The sequence below is a fragment of the Pseudomonas sp. SZ57 genome (assembly GCF_009495975.1).
GTDB lineage: Bacteria > Pseudomonadota > Gammaproteobacteria > Pseudomonadales > Pseudomonadaceae > Aquipseudomonas > Aquipseudomonas syringae.
In genome coordinates this window covers 148,952-167,663 of record NZ_WIBD01000005.1, presented here as the reverse complement: position 1 = coordinate 167,663, position 18,712 = coordinate 148,952, and the positions used below count along the sequence as shown (strand labels likewise).

Here is an 18,712-nt window from a genome sequence, read left to right as displayed (position 1 = left end):
CGGCATGGGCAAAGCGCTCTATTTAGGAGCACTTAAACTGATCTATAAGTTAAATCTCAAATACTCGCTTTATACGCTTTTAAGCAGGATCCATGATGATTGAAATTATCAAATCGCGTCACACACGTCTATTTGAGAAAGCCATAACTTAAAGTCATTCCAGATGCAGCCGCCATCTAATACACAACCTAAGTAATGCTATATGAGAACAAAAGTAAACCCGCTTACGTCCGTAAAACTTGTAAGAAATATCCTATCTAACCACTAGTTGCTTCGAACTTATATTTAATTCAACCTTGAACACCGCGTCCCTAAACCGCAATCGACGGCAATGGCCTACCCGCCAGCGAAACCCCGCTCAACGCCTGCTCGCTGGCCAGCCAGTCCACGAACTGCTGAACGATCTGCACGCGGCGTTTGCGCTGGGGCAGGACCACGTAATAGCCCTGGCCGGAAATCGCCGCGCCGGCGATAGGGCGGCAGAGCAGGCCTTGGTCGAGAAGGTCGTCGACCAGGTGACGCCAGCCGATGGCGATGCCTTGTCCGCCGATGGCCGCCTGGATCAGCAGGGTGTAGTTGTCGAAGCGCAACTGGCCGGGCGCGGGGGCCTGGGGGATGTCCAGGGCGCGGAATACACCCGCCCAGTCAAACCAGTGGTTGATGCTTTCGCCACGCAGATGCAGGAGTGGGAAGTCGCGCAGCGCGTCGTTGGGCAGCGGCGTCTGGCGACCGGCGACCAATTGCGGGCTGCACACCGGGAAGACCTCTTCGCTGAACAGCCAGTGGCTTTCGCCCTGTTTGAAGCGCCCGTCACCGAACAGCACGGCAACGTCGATGTCGGCGCGTAACATGCTGTGGGTACGCTCGCTGGTGACCAGGCTGACGTCCACGTCCGGGTTGACCTTGTGGAAACGATGCAGACGCGGCATCAGCCAGTAGGCGGCGAAGGCGAAGTCGGTCGCCACTTGAAGCACTTCGTGCTGATGGTGTTCGGTGATCGCTATCAATCCGCTGTCGATGGATTGCAGTCCGGCCTGCACATGGCTGAACAGCACTTCACCGGCGTCGGTCAATTCGATGCCACGGTAGATGCGGTCGAACAGGCGTGTAGCGAGTTGCTCTTCGAGGCGCTTGATCTGCTGGCTGACAGCGGGCTGTGTCGTGCCCAGTTCGAGGGCTGCCGCTGTGAAGCTGCGCAAGCGCGCCGCGACCTCAAAGGCACGCAGCAGGTCAAGTGACACATCGCCGAAAGATTCAAACATTAGCTGGGCTTATCCTAGGCATTGCTGTGTATGGGCTTTACCCTGAAACGTATGGACTCCATTCTCATACCCGGCACTTTCGCATAACTTTTCACAATGGGACGCAGCGATTACATGAAGCGCAAAAATATTCTGTTCATCATGGCCGATCAAATGGCCGCGCCAATGTTGCCGTTTTACGCCCGGTCCCCGATTCTGATGCCGAACCTTAGCCGCATGGCTGCCAACGGCGTAGTGTTCGACTCGGCGTATTGCAACAGCCCGCTATGCGCACCGTCGCGCTTCACCCTGGTCAGCGGCCAGTTGCCGAGCAGGATCGGTGCGTACGACAACGCAGCCGACTTCCCGGCCGATATTCCGACTTATGCCCACTACCTGCGTGCGCTGGGTTACAAGACCGCCCTGGCAGGCAAGATGCATTTCTGCGGGCCGGACCAGTTGCATGGCTACGAAGAACGCCTGACCAGTGACATCTACCCGGCCGACTACGGCTGGTCGGTCAACTGGGACGAGCCGGACGTGCGGCCAAGCTGGTATCACAACATGTCTTCGGTATTGCAGGCCGGTCCGTGCATTCGTACCAACCAGCTGGACTTCGATGAAGAGGTGCTGTTCAAGTCCCAGCAGTATCTGTACGACCACGTGCGCCAGGACGGTGATGCGCCGTTCTGCCTGACCGTTTCCATGACTCATCCTCATGATCCGTACACCATTCCCATGCCGTTCTGGGACCTGTACGCCGATGAAGAGATCCCGATGCCGCCGCCGCACGCCAATCAGGCCGCGCTGGACCCGCATTCGCAGCGGCTGCTCAAGGTCTACGACCTGTGGGACAAGCCCATGCCGACCGACAAGATTCGTGATGCTCGCCGCGCCTACTTCGGTGCGTGCAGCTACATTGACCTCAACGTCGGCAAACTGATGCAGACCCTCGATGAAGTCGGGTTGGCGGAAGACACCATCGTGGTGTTCTCCGGCGATCACGGCGACATGCTCGGCGAGAAGGGCCTCTGGTACAAAATGCACTGGTTCGAAATGGCCGCCCGCGTGCCGCTGGTGGTGTACGCGCCGGGGCAATTCAAGCCGGGACGGGTCAGTGCGTCGGTGTCGACTGCCGACTTGCTGCCGACCTTCGTCGAAATGGCCAAAGGCAAACTGGACGCCGGTTTGCCATTGGACGGACGCTCGCTGATGCCGCATTTGAAACGCAAGGGCGGGCACGATGAGGTCTTCGGCGAGTACATGGCCGAAGGCACCACCAGCCCGCTGATGATGATCCGTCGTGGCGCGTACAAATTCATCTATTCGGAACAGGACCCGTGCCTGCTGTTCGATGTGAAGAAGGACCCGAAAGAGCAGAAGGACCTGAGCCAGTCACCCACCCATGAAAAGCTGTTCACTGACTTCCTGGCCGAAGCTCGGGCCAAGTGGGACATCCCGGCGATACACCAACAGGTGCTCGCCAGTCAGCGCAGAAGGCGCTTCGTCGCCAAATCGCTGGCAACCGGCAAGCTGAAGAGTTGGGATCACCAGCCACTGGTCGACGCCAGTCAGCAGTACATGCGCAACCACATTGATCTGGACGATCTGGAGCGCAAGGCACGTTTTCCGCAACCTTGACCCTGCCCACACCAAAAAAACCAAAGGGGTACATCAATGAAGAAGTTATCCACAGCCGTTGCGGTCGCGGTCATGACCCTCGGCAGCCTTGCAGCGCAGGCAGAGGACGCCAGTTGCAGTACCGTGAAGCTGGCCGATCCCGGCTGGAGTGACATTGCGGCCACCAACGCCATTACCAGCGTGGTACTCGAGGGTCTGGGCTACAAGCCCAAGGTCGATACCCTGGCCGTGCCGATTGCCTATGGCGGTTTGAAAGACGGCAAGCTGGACGTGTTTCTGGGTAACTGGATGCCGGCGCAGCAGGGCTTTTACGACAAGTTCGTGGCCACCGGAGATGTGACGCAACTGGCGAAAAACCTGGAGGGCACCGAATTCACCCTGGCCGTGCCGGATTACGTCTGGGAAGCGGGTGTGCATAACTTTGCCGACCTGAATAAATTCGCTGACAAGTTCGACAAGAAGATCTACGGCATCGGTTCCGGCGCACCTGCCAACCTGTCGTTGCAGGAGATCATCAAGAAGAACGAATTCGATTTGGGCAAATGGAAGCTGGTGGAATCCAGCGAGACCGCGATGCTTGCCGAGGTCAATCGCAACGTGAAGAAAAAGGCCTTTGTGGTGTTCCTCGGCTGGACGCCGCACCCGATGAACGTGCAGATCGAGGGCATGCACTACCTCAAGGGCGGCGAGAAATACTTTGGTGACACCGGCTCGGTCTTTACACTGACCCGCAAGGGTTATGCTCAAGCCTGCCCGAACGTCGGCAAGCTGCTGACCAATCTGAGCTTCACCCTGGACATGGAAAACAGCATCATGGCCGAGGTGGTCAACAAGAAGGTCAGCAACGGCGAGGCGGCAAAGGCCTGGATCAAGGCCAACCCGGCGGTGCTGGACAAGTGGCTGGAGGGCGTACAGACCGTTGATGGCAAGGACGGTCTGGCGGCGGTGAAGGCCAGGTTGTAGGCGTAAAGCCTTGAGTGCGCTGCGTGACGAAGGTCTGTGACGCGCAGCGTCGCCCAAGGCATTCCTACGCTGGAGCGTGAGGAACGATAGCCAGCCAACTATCGTGCCCATGCTCCGCGTGCCGTTCTGGACGCTCTGCGTCCTCTACGTTCAATTCACCCGAGGGACCGATGCGCTGGCTCAATCGCCATAAATTTCTACCCTTTCTCGCCTGGCTGCCGCAGCAGAATCGCGCCAGCGTCGGGCGTGATGCGCTGGTGGGCCTGAGTGGCGCCATTCTGGCGCTGCCGCAATCCATCGCTTACGCACTGATCGCCGGGCTGCCGCCTGAGTACGGTCTGTACGCTGCGATTGTTCCAGTCCTCGTGGCCTGTCTGTGGGGATCTTCCTGGCACCTGATCTGCGGGCCGACTGCGGCTATATCCATCGTGCTGTATGCCAGTGTCAGTCCGCTCGCCGTCCCGGCCAGTCAGGACTACATCATGTTGATCCTGCTGCTGACCTTCATCGCCGGTGTGTTTCAGTTGTTGCTGGGGATGATGCGCTTCGGTGCGCTGGTAAATTTCGTTTCGCATTCGGTGGTGCTGGGTTTCACGCTGGGCGCTGCGGTGGTGATTGCGCTGGGGCAGATGCCCAATCTGCTGGGCATCGATCTGCCGAGTCAGACCACCGCCCTCAAAAGCCTGAGCGCCGTGCTCGAGCATCGGCATGAAGTCGATCTGTCTTCGCTGATGCTCGGTCTGTTGACCCTGGCACTGGGCATCGGACTCAAGCTTCTGGTGCCTCGCTGGCCGACGCTATTGATCGCACTGGTGTCGAGCAGCCTGCTGGTGTGGCTGTGGCCGGCGATGTTCGGCCATGTCCGTGTGGTCAGCGCCTTCGTCGGCCATTTGCCGCCCTTCAGCCCGTTGCCGCTGGACCTCGAGCTGATCCTCAAGCTGCTGCCGACCGCCGTGGCGGTGGGCATGCTCGGGCTGGTCAACAGCCTGTCGATTGCCCGCTCGCTGTCGGCTCGTTCGCAGCAGATGCTCAATGCCAATCAGGAAGTGCGTGCCCAGGGGCTGTCGAACATGGTCGGCTCGCTGTTCTCCGGCTACCTGTCAGCCGGGTCTTTTACCCGTGCGGCATTGAGTTACGAGGCAGGTGCGCGCTCGCCGTTGGCGGGGGTGTTTTCTGCGTTGTGGGTGGCGTTGTTTGCGGTCGCCGGTGCCTCGTTGATATCGCACATTCCGATCCCGGCCATGGCCGCCTCAATTCTGCTGATCTGTTGGGGGCTGGTGGATCGTCGAGGCATTCGTGCGCTGTTCCGCGTCAGCCGCGCCGAGTTTTTCGTGATGGCGCTGACCTGTCTGGCCACCTTGTTGCTGGAGCTGCAAACCGCGATCTACGCCGGTGTACTGGCCTCGCTGTTCTTCTACCTCAAGCGCACCTCGCAACCGCGCGTCCAGCAGTGGCGCGAGGGCGACGAGGAGGTCCTGCGGGTCGGCGGATCGATCTTCTTCGGCGCCAGCCACTACCTGCAGACCCGCCTGCAACGTACCGAAGGTGTGCGAGTGGTGATCGATGCGCAGCAGATCAACTTCATCGATTACTCAGGCGTGGAGATGCTTCATCAGGAAGCCAGACGTCTGGGCCGCCAGGGCAGAGTGCTGGTCCTGCGCAATGCCAGGCCGCAGGTAATCGAAGAACTGCACAAGCTGGAAGGGGCGGAGAAGTGCCCGATTCTGTTTGAGGATTGAGTTGTAACTCATCGCCGCGACGCTCTGCGTTCTACAAAGGTCCCGATAAGCCCGTAGATTTGGCTTCTGCCCGGAGGGCGTGGGAGCGAACTTGTTCGCGAAAGGGCAGGTATAATCGCCGAAAATACATCATCTGAAATACCGCCTTCGCGAACAAGCGAAGCGTCGCCCGGTTCGCTTCCACGGCCTTCGGGCAGAATCAAAAGCGGACTTGTGTATAACTCGGAGCATTGGCACGATAGTCCGCAGATAGCCGATCAACCCGCAGCCAGCAATCTGCGCAACTCCGCCAATACAGGCGCTGAATCCGGGCGCACGCCGCGCCACAACAGGAAGGCTTCTGCCGCCTGCTCGACCAGCATGCCCAGACCATCCACCGCCTGCGCCGCGCCGTGCTCGGTGGCCCAACGGCAAAAAGCAGTGGGCTCGTTGCTGTACATCATGTCGTAGCAGAAGGTCACTCCCGGCTGGATCAGGCTGGGCGCAATGGGCGGCAGCTCTCCGGCCAGGCTGGCCGAGGTGGCATTGATGATCACGTCCACCGACTCTTCAAGCCAGTCGAAGCTGCTGGCGAATACCGGCCCGAGGTCGGCGAACTCCTGCGCCAGTCGCTCGGCTTTCTCGACCGTGCGATTGGCGATCACCAACGCAGCGGGCTGTTGCGCAAGCAACGGCTCCAGCGCGCCACGCACCGCACCGCCTGCGCCCAGCAACAGAATGCGCTGACCACGCAGGCTGCGCGCGCAGTTGACCGTCAGATCACGTACCAGCCCCGCACCGTCAGTGTTATCGCCCAGCAGAGTTCCGTCGTCGAGCTTGCTCAGGGTGTTGACCGCCCCGGCGCGCTGCGCACGTTGGGTGAGGCTGTCGGCCAGGCGCCAGGCTTCTTCCTTGAACGGTACGGTGACGTTGGCGCCACGCCCGACCAGGAAAAACGCCTGGGCGAACGCGGTGAAATCATCCAGCGGTGCCAGCAAGGTTTGGTAATCCAGCGTTTGCCCGGTTTGCTCGGCAAACAGGCGATGAATCAACGGCGACTTGCTATGGCCGATGGGATTACCGAAGACGACGTACTGGTCCATCAGTTTTCCGCCAGCCAGTCGCGATCGGTCAGGAAATACTCGGTCAGGCGCGCCTCTTCGCTGCCCGGCGCGGCCTTCCAGTCATAACCCCAGCGCACTTGCGGCGGCAGCGACATGAGGATCGATTCGGTACGCCCACCCGATTGCAGACCGAACAACGTGCCGCGGTCATACACCAGGTTGAACTCGACGTAGCGACCACGACGAAATTCCTGAAACTCACGCTGCTGCACCGTATAGGCCGCTGCCTTGCGCCGCCGGACGATCGGCAGATACGCATTGATGAACGCATCACCGATGGCGCGGATGAAGGCGAAGCTGGTGTCGAAATCCCACTGGTTCACGTCATCGAAAAACAGACCACCGATACCGCGCGGTTCATCGCGATGTTTGAGGTGGAAGTAACTGTCGCACCAGGCCTTGTAGCGCGGGTAGACATCCTCACCGAAGGGCGCACAGGCGCGCTCGGCAACCCGGTGCCAGTGCACGCAGTCTTCCTCGACGCCGTAATAAGGCGTCAGGTCGAAACCGCCACCGAACCACCAGACGGCCTCTTCACCTTCCTTCTCGGCAATGAAGAAGCGTACGTTGGCGTGGGACGTCGGCACATGCGGGTTGTGCGGATGTATCACCAGCGAAACGCCCAGCGCCTCGAAACCACGCCCGGCCAGTTCAGGCCGATGAGCGCTGGCAGACGGCGGCAGATTGCTGCCGAAAACATGGGAAAAATTGACACCGCCTTTCTCGATGACCGTGCCATTCTCGATCACCCGCGTGCGACCACCGCCGCCCGCCGGACGCGTCCAGGCATCTTCCATGAAGTGTGCGCTGCCATCTTCCTGTTCAAGCGCAGTGCAGATACGGTCTTGCAGGTCGAGCAGGTAGGCTTTTACGGCCTCGGTACGGGTACTCATGAGGATCCCTTACGGCTGACGTCAAACGGCTGAGCCCCCGCAGCAAAAGAGGCGCAGGCAAATTGGCGCGTAGCATACCATCGGCGGCGCGGGCTGGCAGTTGACGAAGGTCCGGGGATGGAGTCCGATGGGGCTTTCGTGGCTTGTTTTAACCATCAAGGAGAGAGCACATGGCAAAGCGTATCCAGTTCAGCGCTGTCGGAGGACCCGAGGTTCTTGAATATGTCGATTTCGAGCCGGAGGCTCCGGGGCCGCAGGCGGTGGTGGTGCGTAACAAGGCCATTGGCCTGAATTTCATCGATACCTATTACCGCAGCGGGCTGTATCCGGCGCCGTCGCTGCCTTCCGGCCTCGGTGCAGAAGGGGCGGGGGTGGTCGAGGCGGTGGGGGCCGAGGTGACGCGCTTCAAGGTCGGTGATCGTGTCGCTTACGGCACCGGGCCGCTGGGGGCGTACAGCGAAGTGCACGTGCTGCCTGAAGCGAATCTGGTGAAGCTGGCTGACTCGATCAGTTTCGAGCAGGCCGCAGCCCTGATGCTCAAGGGCCTGACGGTGCAGTATCTGCTGCGTCAGACGTATCAGGTGAAGCCGGGCGAGATCATTCTGTTTCACGCCGCCGCGGGGGGTGTGGGCTCACTGACTTGCCAATGGGTCAAGGCGCTGGGCGCCAAACTGATCGGCACGGTCAGTTCGCCGGAGAAGGCCGCGCACGCCAAGGCGCTGGGTGCCTGGGAAACCATCGACTACAGCCACGAAGACGTCGCCAGGCGCGTGCTGGAACTGACTGACGGCAAGAAATGCCCGGTGGTCTACGACGGGGTGGGCCAGGACACCTGGCTGACGTCGCTCGACTGCGTGGCGCCACGCGGGCTGGTGGTGAGCTTCGGCAATGCGTCCGGGCCGGTCTCGGGCGTGAATCTCGGGATTCTGGCGCAAAAGGGCTCGGTGTATGTCACCCGCCCGACGCTGGGCTCTTACGCCAACAATGCGCAGAACCTGCAGGCCATGGCTGACGAGCTGTTCGACATGCTCGCCAGCGGCAAGCTGAAGGTCGACGGCATTCAGCAGTACGCCCTGAAGGACGCCGCCAAGGCGCAGACCGAGCTGTCGGCCCGGCGCACCACTGGCTCGACCATTCTGATCCCTTGATCTACCACTGAACCCGCGCTGTGTGCGCCAGCGTCAGCCGGCGCGCACGATCTGCGCGGTCGCGATGTCGCGTATCACGCTGGGGTTTCGACGCCCGCCCAGGCTGCCGCTGAGAACCCCGTCGATCTGCCCGCGGAAGTACTGCTCGACGCGTAATCTCGAACGCGCGGCAGGGCGACCCGCCGGGTTGGCGGAGGTGGAGATCAACGGACCGACCAGCGCGCACAGTTCACGCACGGTCGGGTGATCGGTAACACGCAGCGCCACGGTTTCGTGAATGCCGGTGATCCATTCGGGCAGCAGGTTCTGATGGGGTACCAGCCAGGTATTGGGCCCAGGCCAGGTGCTGGCCATGCGGTCGAGCCACAATTCGGGGAAGTCTTCGAACAGGAAGTCGAACTGGCGAATGTTGTCGGCAATCAGGATCAGGCCTTTTTCCACCGGCCGTGACTTGATCGCCAGCAGACGATAGACCGCTTCTTCATCCCATGGATCGCACCCCAGCCCCCAGACTGCCTCGGTCGGGTAGGCAATCACCGCACCGGCTCGAATATCCTGAGCGGCTTGTTGCACTCGCCAACTGCTGACCATTGTTTGTCTCTCCACTGAATCCTGGCGGCAGTTTAACCTCAGGGCGCTCTGGCGAACCATCGTCCTGCTTCACAGCTTATGCGTCCGTCCAGTTCCAGCTCGGTCAGGCCTGCCAATACCTTGGGCAACGGCCAGCCGCATGACGCCGACAGGCCCTCGCTGGTGTGCGGTGCAGCGTGCAGCAGCGCCAACAGTGGATGATCGCAAGGGGCAGGCTTCGCCTGCGTGACGGGATCGACGCTGGGCGCAACACGTTTCCAGTGCTGCAGGCCTTCAAGAATGTGCTCGACGGTCTCGACCAGTGTCGCGCCGTCACGTATCAACTGATGACAGCCCTTGGCGCCAGGGTGATGAATCGAGCCGGGTATCGCGTACACCTCTCGTCCATGCTCGGCGGCCAGTCGCGCGGTAATCAACGAGCCGCTGGCGACACTGGCCTCGACCACCAGTATGCCAAGCGACAGGCCGCTGATGATTCGGTTACGTCGCGGGAAGTTGCTGGCCTGCGGTTCGGCGTCCAGCGGGAACTCGGAAATCACTGCGCCGCCCTGGGCCGCCATCTGCACGGCGAGGGCGCGATGCTGCTGTGGATAAAGTTTTTCGAGCCCGGTGCCAAGCACGCCGATTGTAAGCCCACCGACATCCAATGCGCCCTGATGCGCGGCGCCGTCAATACCTCGCGCCAGACCGCTGGTGATCACAAAACCAGCAGCCGCAAGGCTGCGCGCAAAAGCGCTGGCGGTGTCCAGCCCGGGTCGGGAGGCGCGACGACTGCCGACCATTCCCAACTGCGGACGCTCGAGGATCGAAGGGTCGCCGGCAATGAAGATCAGCGGCGGTGGATCAGCGATCTGCGCCAGCAATGCGGGGTAGCCAGCGTCGTCCCACATCAGCAAATGCTGGCCCGGACGCTCCAGCCAAGCCAGTGCGGCACTGGCGCCATCACGTACTAATGGATCACGACGCGCCTCGGCACAGGCACCAGGAATGCCCAGTGCACGCCATGCGCTGGCCGGCGCACTGAGCGCCGACGAGGCCGAACCGAAGGCTTCGATCAGCCTGGAAAAGCGTTTCGGCCCTATCTCGGGCAAGCGGTGCATGCGCAAACGCGCTTCCAGCTCTGCGGGCGAAGAGGGGGCATTTTCGAACAATGGCATGAGATCGTCCCTGATCCATCGTGCATCCCGAATGATGCACAAACCTGTGGATAACTCTGTTGACAACAATTTGATAAGTGTCTGGTTCGTCACACAAATCCGTGTCAGATCTGAAACATGCGTCTACGGGTTGCGAACCTTGTCCATGATGGCCAAAGATCGGTTGGCTTGCAGGACCAAGGCGTAACTAAGCTTGTCGTAGGTACGGAAAACCATCAGCAGGCCGGCCCGTTCGTCGGGGATTTTTACCAGCTCACCGGTGATTCGGTCGCGCACGGTTTCGCTGGTCTTGTAGATCGCCAGCACGTTGCCCTCGGTCAGGCCGTCGCGTTTGCCCTTGTCGAGCGTGACCACATCCAGCACGCTGACCTGAGTGACGCCGCGTGGCACATCCAGAATCAAACCTTCTATCGGCGCCTGCGGAGCGCTGGGCAAAAACGTCGAGTTGATAGCCCGCTCTTCGCTGCTGAACAAACGATCGCCCAGACGCACTTCCTGCGTGGAGCGCTGCAGAATCAGGGTCGAGACGTCACCTTCGGTGGCAACCACCTCGGCGCTGCCGACATCATCGGCGTTGATACCCAGTACTTCCTTGGTCTCTGGATCAATGTAGGTCTTGCCCTGACGGAAGATGCCGTAGACGCTGTGCGCCGGGTCCAGCGCGCCCCGTGCATAGGCGCGATCACCGTTGCCACTGAGCACGCGCTCGGCATTGCCCGCAACGATGTAGGGCGCTTTTTCGAACTGCTCGACGCTGTCGACAATCCGATTGTTGATCAGGAAGGCGTTGATCGCGCCCAACGGAATGCTCGGAATGGCCTCGACCATCGGCGTACTGCGCACACGCGGTGACAATTTGATGGTGCCACGCGATTCGCCGCGATTGAGCGTCACACGCGGCTGACCATCGACCCAGGTCAGCGCAAGGGTGTCACCAGGGTAGATCAGGTCGGGATCATGGACCTGCGGATTGGCCCGCCAGATCTCGCGCCATTTCCACGGTTCACGCAAGAACTTGCCGGAAATATCCCAGAGTGTGTCCCCGGCGACAACGGTGTAGCTCTGCGGATAGCCTTCCCTGAGTTGCACTTGCGCCTGCGCAAGACCGCTGGCAGTCAGGAGCAGCAGGGCGAGTAGTGATTTCCTCATGCGGTGAATCCCTTTATCATGTTGCCTCACGCGAACCCTAGAGTCCTGTCCTGGGCTGCCTGCCTTGAACTCCCGGGCCCGGCACCCAACATTGACTTTACCTTAACAGTGCAGCTCTTACGTATATGGCCATTCTAAACATCCTCGAATTTCCCGATTCGCGCCTGCGCACCATCGCCAAACCTGTGGCGATGGTAGACGAAGGCATTCGCCAGTTGGTCGACGACATGTTTGAAACCATGTACGAAGCGCCAGGCATTGGCCTGGCCGCGACTCAGGTCAACGTCCACAAGCGCGTGGTCGTCATGGACCTGAGCGAAGACCGCAGCGAACCGATGGTCCTCATCAATCCTGAAATCGAAAAACTGACCGATGAAATGGATCAGTATCAGGAAGGCTGCCTGTCGGTTCCCGGCTTCTACGAGAACGTCGACCGTCCGCAAAAGGTCCGCGTCAAGGCGCTGGACCGTGACGGCAAGCCTTATGAACTGGTTGCCGAGGGCCTGCTCGCCATCTGTATCCAGCATGAATGCGATCACCTGAACGGCAAGCTGTTCGTCGATTACCTGTCCAACCTCAAGCGTGACCGGATCAAGAAGAAGCTCGAAAAGCAGCACAAGCTCAACGCCTGATCCGTCGTTACCCCAAAAGGCCTGAACAGGCCTTTTTTTATAATGAGAACTCCATGACTGAGCCACTGCGCATCGTCTTCGCCGGCACCCCGGAATTCGCCGCCGAACACCTCAAGGCCCTGCTCGACAGCCCTCACCAGATCGTTGCCGTGTACACCCAGCCCGATCGCCCGGCCGGTCGTGGACAAAAGCTGATGCCCAGCCCGGTCAAGCAACTGGCGCTGCAACACGACGTACCGGTCATGCAGCCGCCCACACTGCGCGATCCTGCTGCGCAGGCTGAACTGGCAGCGCTGCAACCGGATTTGATGGTGGTCGTCGCCTACGGCCTGATCCTGCCGCAAGTGGTGCTGGATATTCCGCGCCTGGGCTGCATCAACAGCCATGCGTCGCTGCTGCCGCGCTGGCGCGGTGCGGCGCCGATTCAGCGCGCGGTGCAGGCCGGTGATGCCGAGAGCGGCGTGACCGTGATGCGCATGGAAGCGGGCCTGGACACCGGGCCGATGCTGCTCAAGGCCGTCACCCCGATTACCGCGCAGGACACGGGCGGCACGCTGCATGATCGCCTGGCCGAACTCGGTCCGCCTGCTGTGTTGCAGGCCATTGCCGGTCTGGCGGACGGCTCGCTGGTCGGCGAGGTTCAGGATGACAGCCTGGCCAACTACGCCCACAAACTGAACAAGGACGAAGCGCGTCTGGACTGGACACGTCCGGCTGATGAGCTTGAGCGTCTGGTCCGCGCCTTCAACCCCTGGCCGATCTGCCACAGCACGCTGAACGAAGAAACCCTGAAAGTCCTCGCCGCCGATCTGGCCGAAGGGCAGGGCGCGCCGGGGACGATTCTCAGTGCCAGCAAGGATGGCCTGATCGTCGCCTGCGGGCAGAACGCGCTGCGCCTGACCCGTCTGCAATTGCCGGGCGGCAAGCCACTGAACTTCACCGACCTGTTCAACAGCCGCCGCGAGAAATTTGCCATCGGCACGGTGCTGGGCCAATGAACCCGCGTCTGGCCGCCGCCAAGGCACTGGCTGCTGTGCTCAGCGGCAAGGCCTCGTTGAACAGCTCGTTGCCGACTCAACTGGACAAGGTCGAGGTGCGTGATCGTGGCCTGACGCAGGACCTGGCATTCGGCACCGCGCGCTGGCAGCCACGCCTGTCGGCACTGGCGGCCAAGCTGCTGCAGAAACCCTTCAAGGCCGCCGACGCCGACGTTGAAGCCTTGTTGCTGGTCGGCCTTTATCAGCTGTTCTACAGCCGCATTCCGGCCCACGCCGCCATCGGCGAAACCGTGGGCTGCGCCGACAAGTTGAAAAAGCCCTGGGCCAAAGGCTTGCTCAACGCCGTGCTGCGCAATGCGCAACGTGATGGCGAGGCGCTGCTGATCGAGCTGGAGCACGACCCGGTGGTGCGTACGGCCCACCCGCGCTGGCTGCAGAAAGCCCTGAAAGCCGCCTGGCCAGAGCAGTGGGAAGCCATCTGCGCGGCGAACAATGCGCACCCGCCGATGATCTTGCGCGTCAACCGACGCCATCACCGTCGCGATCAATACCTCGAACTGCTCAACACTGCCGGCCTGCAGGCCAGTGCGTGCACCTTCAGTCAGGACGGCATCGTCCTCGCCGAGCCGTGCGATGTGCGCTCGCTGCCCGGTTTTGCCGAAGGCTGGATCAGCGTGCAGGACGAAGCCGCGCAACTGGCCGCCGACCTGCTGGAGCTGGCCCCCGGGCAACGGGTACTCGATGCCTGCTGCGCACCGGGCGGCAAGACCTGCCATTTGCTGGAAGTGCAGCCGCAACTGAGCGGCGTGGTGGCGGTGGATCTGGAAGCCAAGCGTCTGGTGCGCGTGCGTGAAAACCTTGATCGCCTGGGTCTGGATGCCGAGCTGATTGCCGCCGATGCACGCGAGACAGCGCAGTGGTGGGACGGCAAACCGTTCCAGCGCATCCTGCTCGACGCACCGTGCTCGGCGACCGGTGTGATTCGTCGTCATCCGGACATCAAACTGACTCGTCAGGCAGACGACATCGCCGCGCTGGCGGCCTTGCAGGGCGAGTTGCTCGATGCGTTGTGGCCTACGCTGCAGGTAGGCGGCATGCTGGTGTACGCGACCTGCTCGACACTGCCGACCGAAAACACCGACGTCATCGAGGCGTTTCTGGCGCGCACCTCCGGGGCCAGAGAGCTGGACATCGCCGGGCAGGCCGGACAGCCGCCCGCGGGTATCAAGCAAGCCCACGGTCGCCAGCTGCTGGCCCAGCAAGGCGGCCACGACGGTTTCTACTACGCCAAACTGATCAAGATCGCGGATCAAGATCGCGGCGGCGCGGGAGTAAGCGCGTGAAAATCATCATTCTGGGTGCAGGGCAGGTAGGCGGTACGCTGGCCGAGCATCTGGCGGGCGAAGCCAACGACATCACCGTGGTCGACACTGACGGCGACCGGTTGCGCGATCTGGGCGACCGCCTGGACATTCGCACCGTGCAGGGCAAGGGCTCCTACCCGGCGGTGTTGCGTCAGGCCGGCGCGGACGACGCCGACATGCTGGTCGCGGTGACCAGCAGCGACGAAGCCAACATGATCGCCTGCCAGGTGGCCCACACGCTGTTCCATACGCCGACCAAGATTGCGCGCATCCGTGAAGCGGCGTACCTGACACGCGCAGGCCTGTTCGATAAAAACGCGATCCCGGTCGACGTGCTGATCAGTCCGGAGCAGGTCGTCACCAACTACATCAAGCGTCTGATCGAGTACCCCGGTGCGCTGCAGGTGATCGACTTCGCCGAAGGCAAAGCGCAACTGGTCGCGGTCAAAGCCTACTACGGCGGCGCGCTGGTCGGTCAACCGCTGCGCCAGCTACGAGCGCACATGCCGAATGTCGAAACGCGCATCGCGGCGATCTATCGCCGCGACCGGGCGATACTGCCGAATGGCGACACGGTCATCGAGGCCGACGACGAGGTGTTCTTCATCGCCGCCAAGGCTGATATTCGCGCCGTGATGGGCGAGCTACGGCGCCTGGACGAGAACTACAAACGTATCGTCATCGCCGGTGGCGGCAACATCGGCGAGCGCCTGGCTGAGGCCATCGAAAGCCGCTATCAGGTGAAGATCATCGAAGTGAGCCCGGCGCGCTGCCGCTATCTGTCGGAGCACCTGGACAGCACAGTGGTGCTGCAGGGCAGCTCATCGGACCGCGACCTGCTGCTGGAAGAAAACATCGGCAACACCGACCTGTTCCTGGCGCTGACCAACGACGACGAAGCCAACATCATGTCGTCGCTGCTGGCCAAGCGTCTGGGCGCACGCAAGGTGATGACGCTGATCAATAACCCGGCCTATGTCGATCTGGTGCAGGGTGGCGAAATCGACGTTGCGGTCAGTCCGCAACTGGCAACCATCGGCACGCTGCTGGCCCACGTGCGCCGCGGCGATATCGTCAGCGTGCATTCGCTGCGACGCGGTGCAGCCGAAGCCATCGAGATCGTCGCTCACGGCGACTCGAAATCCAGCAAGGTCGTCGGCCGTGCGATCAAGGACATCAACCTGCCGACCGGTACGGCAATCGGCGCAGTGATCCGCGACGAACAGGTGCTTATCGCCCATGACATCACCGTGATCGAGTCCGGTGACCATGTGATCATGTTCCTTGTGGACAAGAAGTGCATTCGCGATGTCGAGCGGCTGTTTCAGGTCGGCCTGAGCTTTTTCTGAACCGCTCCTGAACAGGGTATGACCCTGACTGAACCTCTTGCCGACGCGCCCTGTCGGCAACGCTCGTCGACTCGGGCGAATTCTCTCTGAGCCCGTGTATCTCAGACACACGAGCTTCATGCCTTCACGGGCTTTATGAGAGAGAACACACCCCATGTCCGAATCGGAAAATTCCCAGGCCCCGCTTCAGGGATCACAGACCGACGGCACGCCGGCGGGTGGCTGGCCCGCGCTCAGTGCGGTCAACAAGCACCTGTTGCACCAGCATGTGCTGATCAAGGGCAACCGCACGCTGATGTCCATGAACAAGCCTGGCGGCTTCGACTGCCCCAGTTGCTCCTGGCCGGACCCAAAGAAGCCGCACACCTTTGAATACTGCGAAAACGGTGCCAAGGCACTGGCCTGGGAATCGACCAAGAAACGCGTGACCCCTGAGTTTTTCGCCCGGCATACGGTCAGCGAACTGGCGACCTGGAGCGATCACCAGCTGGAAGCAGAAGGCCGTATCACCGAGCCGATGCGCTACGACGCCGCCAGTGACAAATACCTGCCGGTCACCTGGGACGAGGCGTTCGCCGAGATCGGCGAAGAACTGCGCGGCCTGAGCGATCCGTGGAAGCTGGAGCTGTACACCTCCGGGCGCACGTCAAACGAAGCCGCCTTTCTCTATCAGTTGTTCGGTCGCCTGTACGGCATGGCCAACTTCCCTGACTGCTCGAACATGTGCCATGAGACCACCACAGCGGCGCTGCCCGAGTCGATCGGGGTCGGCAAAGGCACCACGACGCTGGAAGATTTCGAGAACGCCGACGCGATTTTCATCATCGGCCAGAACCCTGGGACCAACAGCCCGCGCATGATGTCCGAGCTGCACGCCGCCGCGCGCCGGGGCGCGAGCATCATTTCCTTCAACCCGCTGCGGGAGAGGGCGCTGGTACGTTTTGCGGCGCCGCAGGACCCGCGCGACATGCTCAGTCTGCATGGGGTGGAAATCAGCTCGCAGTACCATCAGGTCAGGATCGGCGGCGACATGATCGCCCTGCAAGGCGTTTGCAAGGCCGTGATCGAAGCCGATGACGTGGCGCAGCGTGAAAACCTGCCGCGTGTACTCGATGTGGCGTTCATTGAAGGACACACCCATGGTTTTGAGCAGTACGCCGATTATTGCCGGCAGTTGCCCTGGGACATCATCGAGCGCCATTCTGGTTTGACGCGTCAGGCCATCGAAGAGGTGGCTGCGGTTTATAAGCGCTCGAAGGGGGTCATCTGCTGCTGGGGGATGGGCGTCACTCAGCACAAGCGTGGCGGTGATGCCATGCAGCAGATCATCAACCTGCTGCTGTTGCGCGGCAACATCGGCAAGCTCGGTGCGGGCGCTTGCCCGGTACGTGGACACTCCAACGTACAGGGCGACAGGACGATGGGCATCTATGAAAAGGCCGGCGAACCGTTTCTGGCCAGCATGAGCAAGGTGTTCGGTTTCGAAGCGTCCCGAAAAAAAGGCCATGCCGTGGCCGAGACCTGCGAAGCCCTGCTGCGTGGCGAGGTGGAGGCGCTCATTTCCATGGGCGGCAATTTCTTCCGTGCCATTCCAGACACCGATGTGATCTGCCCGACCGTCAGCCGTCTGAAAATGACGGTGCTGGTGAACACCAAGCTCAACCGCAGTGCGACGGTACATGGGCAGAAGGCCTTTCTGCTGCCGTGCGTGGCGCGTTCGGAGCGCGACCTGCAGAACGGCGTGGCGCAAACCATTACGGTGGAGGACTCAATGTCGATGGTGCACGGCTCGACCGGCATGCTCGAGCCTGCGTCGAAACATCTGATTTCCGAAGTGGCGATCATTGCCGGTATCGCCAAAGCGACGCTTGCGCCCAATCCCAAGGTGGACTGGGACAGCTATGTGGGCGACTACTCAAGGATTCGCGACAAGATCGAAGAAGTACTGCCTGAGCAGTTTTACGATTTCAATCAGCGCATCCTCGAACCCGGAGGTTTCCGTTTGCCCAATGCCGCCAGTGAGCGCAGGTGGGACACCGAGTCGGGCAAGGCCAACTTCCTCTTTCCCGAAGGCATCTACGACGAAGACGACACGCCGCCGGGCGCCGAGCATCTGCAGTTGATGACGATCCGCAGCCATGACCAGTTCAACACCACGGTGTATTCCAACGATGACCGTTATCGGGACATCTTTGGCGACCGCATGGTGGTGATGCTCAACCCGCAGGACATCGAACGCCTGGGACTGAAGGCCGGGGACTACATCGAGTTTCAGACGGCGCTCGACCCGACCACGGCGCGGCGCGCAGCGGGTTTCAAGGTCATACCCTACGACGTGCCACAGGGTTGCTGCGCAGCGTACTACCCGGAAACCAACGGCCTGCTGCCACTGGCCAACCGGGATAAACACGGCAACACCCCTGCAGCCAAATCCATCCCGGTGAACCTGATACGAATGAGTCCGGAAGGGACTCAGGTGGCGCTGGAGCGACGCGGATTGATTGCGGCGGCCAGTTGAGGGAAATACTATCGTGCCCATGCGGAGCGTGAGGAACGATAGGCGTCTGCAGGAACACTGTCGTGCCCATGCTCCAGCGTGGGCACGCCGTTCCGGACGCTCTGCGTCCTATCCTGAGAACTGTGGCGCGGCGCAGATTTGTGACGCAGAGCGTCACGCACGGCATTCCCACGCTGGAGCGTGAGGAACGATAGGCGTCTGCAGGAACACTATCGTGCCCATGCTC

General features: G+C 61.3%; 15 protein-coding genes. 9 read left to right on the top strand and 6 right to left on the bottom strand.

Annotated features, from left to right (window positions below; translation table 11 throughout):
* Positions 1–311: 311 nt before the first annotated feature.
* A complete protein-coding gene (locus GE543_RS08945) occupies positions 312–1,262 on the bottom strand; it encodes a LysR family transcriptional regulator (RefSeq protein WP_003421557.1) in 951 nt (316 codons plus the stop codon).
* A 114-nt stretch (positions 1,263–1,376) separates the two neighbouring features.
* On the opposite strand from GE543_RS08945, the gene betC reads away from it, so the two are divergent.
* From betC to GE543_RS08925, 3 genes are all read left to right on the top strand, one after another.
* Positions 1,377–2,882, top strand: coding sequence for a choline-sulfatase (gene betC / locus GE543_RS08940; RefSeq protein WP_024649842.1), 1,506 nt, complete (start codon positions 1,377–1,379; stop codon positions 2,880–2,882).
* A gap of 36 nt (positions 2,883–2,918) precedes the next feature.
* Positions 2,919–3,845, top strand: coding sequence for a choline ABC transporter substrate-binding protein (locus tag GE543_RS08935; protein ID WP_153221242.1), 927 nt, complete (start codon positions 2,919–2,921; stop codon positions 3,843–3,845).
* Between the two features lie 170 nt (positions 3,846–4,015).
* Entirely contained in the window at positions 4,016–5,584 is a 1,569-nt protein-coding gene (locus tag GE543_RS08925) for a SulP family inorganic anion transporter (RefSeq protein WP_046235662.1), read from the top strand.
* A 257-nt stretch (positions 5,585–5,841) separates the two neighbouring features.
* Here GE543_RS08925 and aroE read toward each other — a convergent pair whose 3' ends face one another.
* Positions 5,842–6,666, bottom strand: a complete 825-nt coding sequence (aroE, locus tag GE543_RS08920) for a shikimate dehydrogenase (protein WP_153221241.1) — start codon at positions 6,664–6,666, stop codon at positions 5,842–5,844.
* On the bottom strand, positions 6,666–7,580 hold the full coding sequence (gene hemF / locus GE543_RS08915) for an oxygen-dependent coproporphyrinogen oxidase (protein WP_003401477.1): 915 nt from the start codon (positions 7,578–7,580) through the stop codon (positions 6,666–6,668). Before hemF ends, aroE begins: the two co-directional genes overlap by 1 nt.
* Before the next feature lie 170 nt (positions 7,581–7,750).
* Between hemF and GE543_RS08910 the strand changes: the two genes are divergently transcribed.
* Positions 7,751–8,728: an NADPH:quinone reductase gene (locus tag GE543_RS08910; RefSeq protein ID WP_153221240.1), complete on the top strand. Its 978-nt coding sequence runs from the start codon at positions 7,751–7,753 to the stop codon at positions 8,726–8,728.
* Between the two features lie 33 nt (positions 8,729–8,761).
* Here the strand turns inward: GE543_RS08910 and GE543_RS08905 are convergent, their stop codons facing one another.
* From GE543_RS08905 to GE543_RS08895, 3 genes are all read right to left on the bottom strand, one after another.
* Positions 8,762–9,319, bottom strand: a complete 558-nt coding sequence (locus tag GE543_RS08905) for an L-threonylcarbamoyladenylate synthase (protein ID WP_004408744.1) — start codon at positions 9,317–9,319, stop codon at positions 8,762–8,764.
* Positions 9,320–9,357: 38 nt separating this feature from the next.
* A complete protein-coding gene (gene dprA / locus GE543_RS08900) occupies positions 9,358–10,476 on the bottom strand; it encodes a DNA-processing protein DprA (protein ID WP_153221239.1) in 1,119 nt (372 codons plus the stop codon).
* Between the two features lie 123 nt (positions 10,477–10,599).
* Positions 10,600–11,625: a LysM peptidoglycan-binding domain-containing protein gene (locus GE543_RS08895; RefSeq protein ID WP_003413790.1), complete on the bottom strand. Its 1,026-nt coding sequence runs from the start codon at positions 11,623–11,625 to the stop codon at positions 10,600–10,602.
* Positions 11,626–11,750: 125 nt separating this feature from the next.
* Here GE543_RS08895 and def point away from each other — a divergent pair, with 125 nt between their 5' ends.
* The 5 genes from def to GE543_RS08870 all read left to right on the top strand — a co-directional run bounded on the left by def (position 11,751) and on the right by GE543_RS08870 (position 18,486).
* Positions 11,751–12,257, top strand: coding sequence for a peptide deformylase (def, locus tag GE543_RS08890; protein WP_003318474.1), 507 nt, complete (start codon positions 11,751–11,753; stop codon positions 12,255–12,257).
* Positions 12,258–12,310: 53 nt separating this feature from the next.
* Positions 12,311–13,255 carry a methionyl-tRNA formyltransferase gene (fmt, locus tag GE543_RS08885; RefSeq protein ID WP_003421533.1) on the top strand — a complete coding sequence of 315 codons (945 nt, stop codon included), beginning with the start codon at positions 12,311–12,313 and terminating at the stop codon, positions 13,253–13,255.
* Positions 13,252–14,598: a 16S rRNA (cytosine(967)-C(5))-methyltransferase RsmB gene (rsmB, locus tag GE543_RS08880; RefSeq protein ID WP_153221238.1), complete on the top strand. Its 1,347-nt coding sequence runs from the start codon at positions 13,252–13,254 to the stop codon at positions 14,596–14,598. Before fmt ends, rsmB begins: the two co-directional genes overlap by 4 nt.
* Positions 14,595–15,968 carry a Trk system potassium transporter TrkA gene (trkA, locus tag GE543_RS08875; RefSeq protein ID WP_003413782.1) on the top strand — a complete coding sequence of 458 codons (1,374 nt, stop codon included), beginning with the start codon at positions 14,595–14,597 and terminating at the stop codon, positions 15,966–15,968. Before rsmB ends, trkA begins: the two co-directional genes overlap by 4 nt.
* A 154-nt stretch (positions 15,969–16,122) precedes the next feature.
* A complete protein-coding gene (locus GE543_RS08870) occupies positions 16,123–18,486 on the top strand; it encodes an FdhF/YdeP family oxidoreductase (protein WP_153221237.1) in 2,364 nt (787 codons plus the stop codon).
* Positions 18,487–18,712: the final 226 nt, after the last annotated feature.

Excerpts from the sequence above, each read along its gene's own strand:
- GE543_RS08945 (WP_003421557.1), bottom strand. The coding sequence starts at position 1,262 with ATGTTTGAATCTTTCGGCGATGTGTCACTTGACCTGCTGCGTGCCTTT.
- betC (WP_024649842.1), top strand. The coding sequence starts at position 1,377 with ATGAAGCGCAAAAATATTCTGTTCATCATGGCCGATCAAATGGCCGCG.
- GE543_RS08935 (WP_153221242.1), top strand. The coding sequence starts at position 2,919 with ATGAAGAAGTTATCCACAGCCGTTGCGGTCGCGGTCATGACCCTCGGC.
- GE543_RS08925 (WP_046235662.1), top strand. The coding sequence starts at position 4,016 with ATGCGCTGGCTCAATCGCCATAAATTTCTACCCTTTCTCGCCTGGCTG.
- aroE (WP_153221241.1), bottom strand. The coding sequence starts at position 6,666 with ATGGACCAGTACGTCGTCTTCGGTAATCCCATCGGCCATAGCAAGTCG.
- hemF (WP_003401477.1), bottom strand. The coding sequence starts at position 7,580 with ATGAGTACCCGTACCGAGGCCGTAAAAGCCTACCTGCTCGACCTGCAA.
- GE543_RS08910 (WP_153221240.1), top strand. The coding sequence starts at position 7,751 with ATGGCAAAGCGTATCCAGTTCAGCGCTGTCGGAGGACCCGAGGTTCTT.
- GE543_RS08905 (WP_004408744.1), bottom strand. The coding sequence starts at position 9,319 with ATGGTCAGCAGTTGGCGAGTGCAACAAGCCGCTCAGGATATTCGAGCC.
- dprA (WP_153221239.1), bottom strand. The coding sequence starts at position 10,476 with ATGCCATTGTTCGAAAATGCCCCCTCTTCGCCCGCAGAGCTGGAAGCG.
- GE543_RS08895 (WP_003413790.1), bottom strand. The coding sequence starts at position 11,625 with ATGAGGAAATCACTACTCGCCCTGCTGCTCCTGACTGCCAGCGGTCTT.
- def (WP_003318474.1), top strand. The coding sequence starts at position 11,751 with ATGGCCATTCTAAACATCCTCGAATTTCCCGATTCGCGCCTGCGCACC.
- fmt (WP_003421533.1), top strand. The coding sequence starts at position 12,311 with ATGACTGAGCCACTGCGCATCGTCTTCGCCGGCACCCCGGAATTCGCC.
- rsmB (WP_153221238.1), top strand. The coding sequence starts at position 13,252 with ATGAACCCGCGTCTGGCCGCCGCCAAGGCACTGGCTGCTGTGCTCAGC.
- GE543_RS08870 (WP_153221237.1), top strand. The coding sequence starts at position 16,123 with ATGTCCGAATCGGAAAATTCCCAGGCCCCGCTTCAGGGATCACAGACC.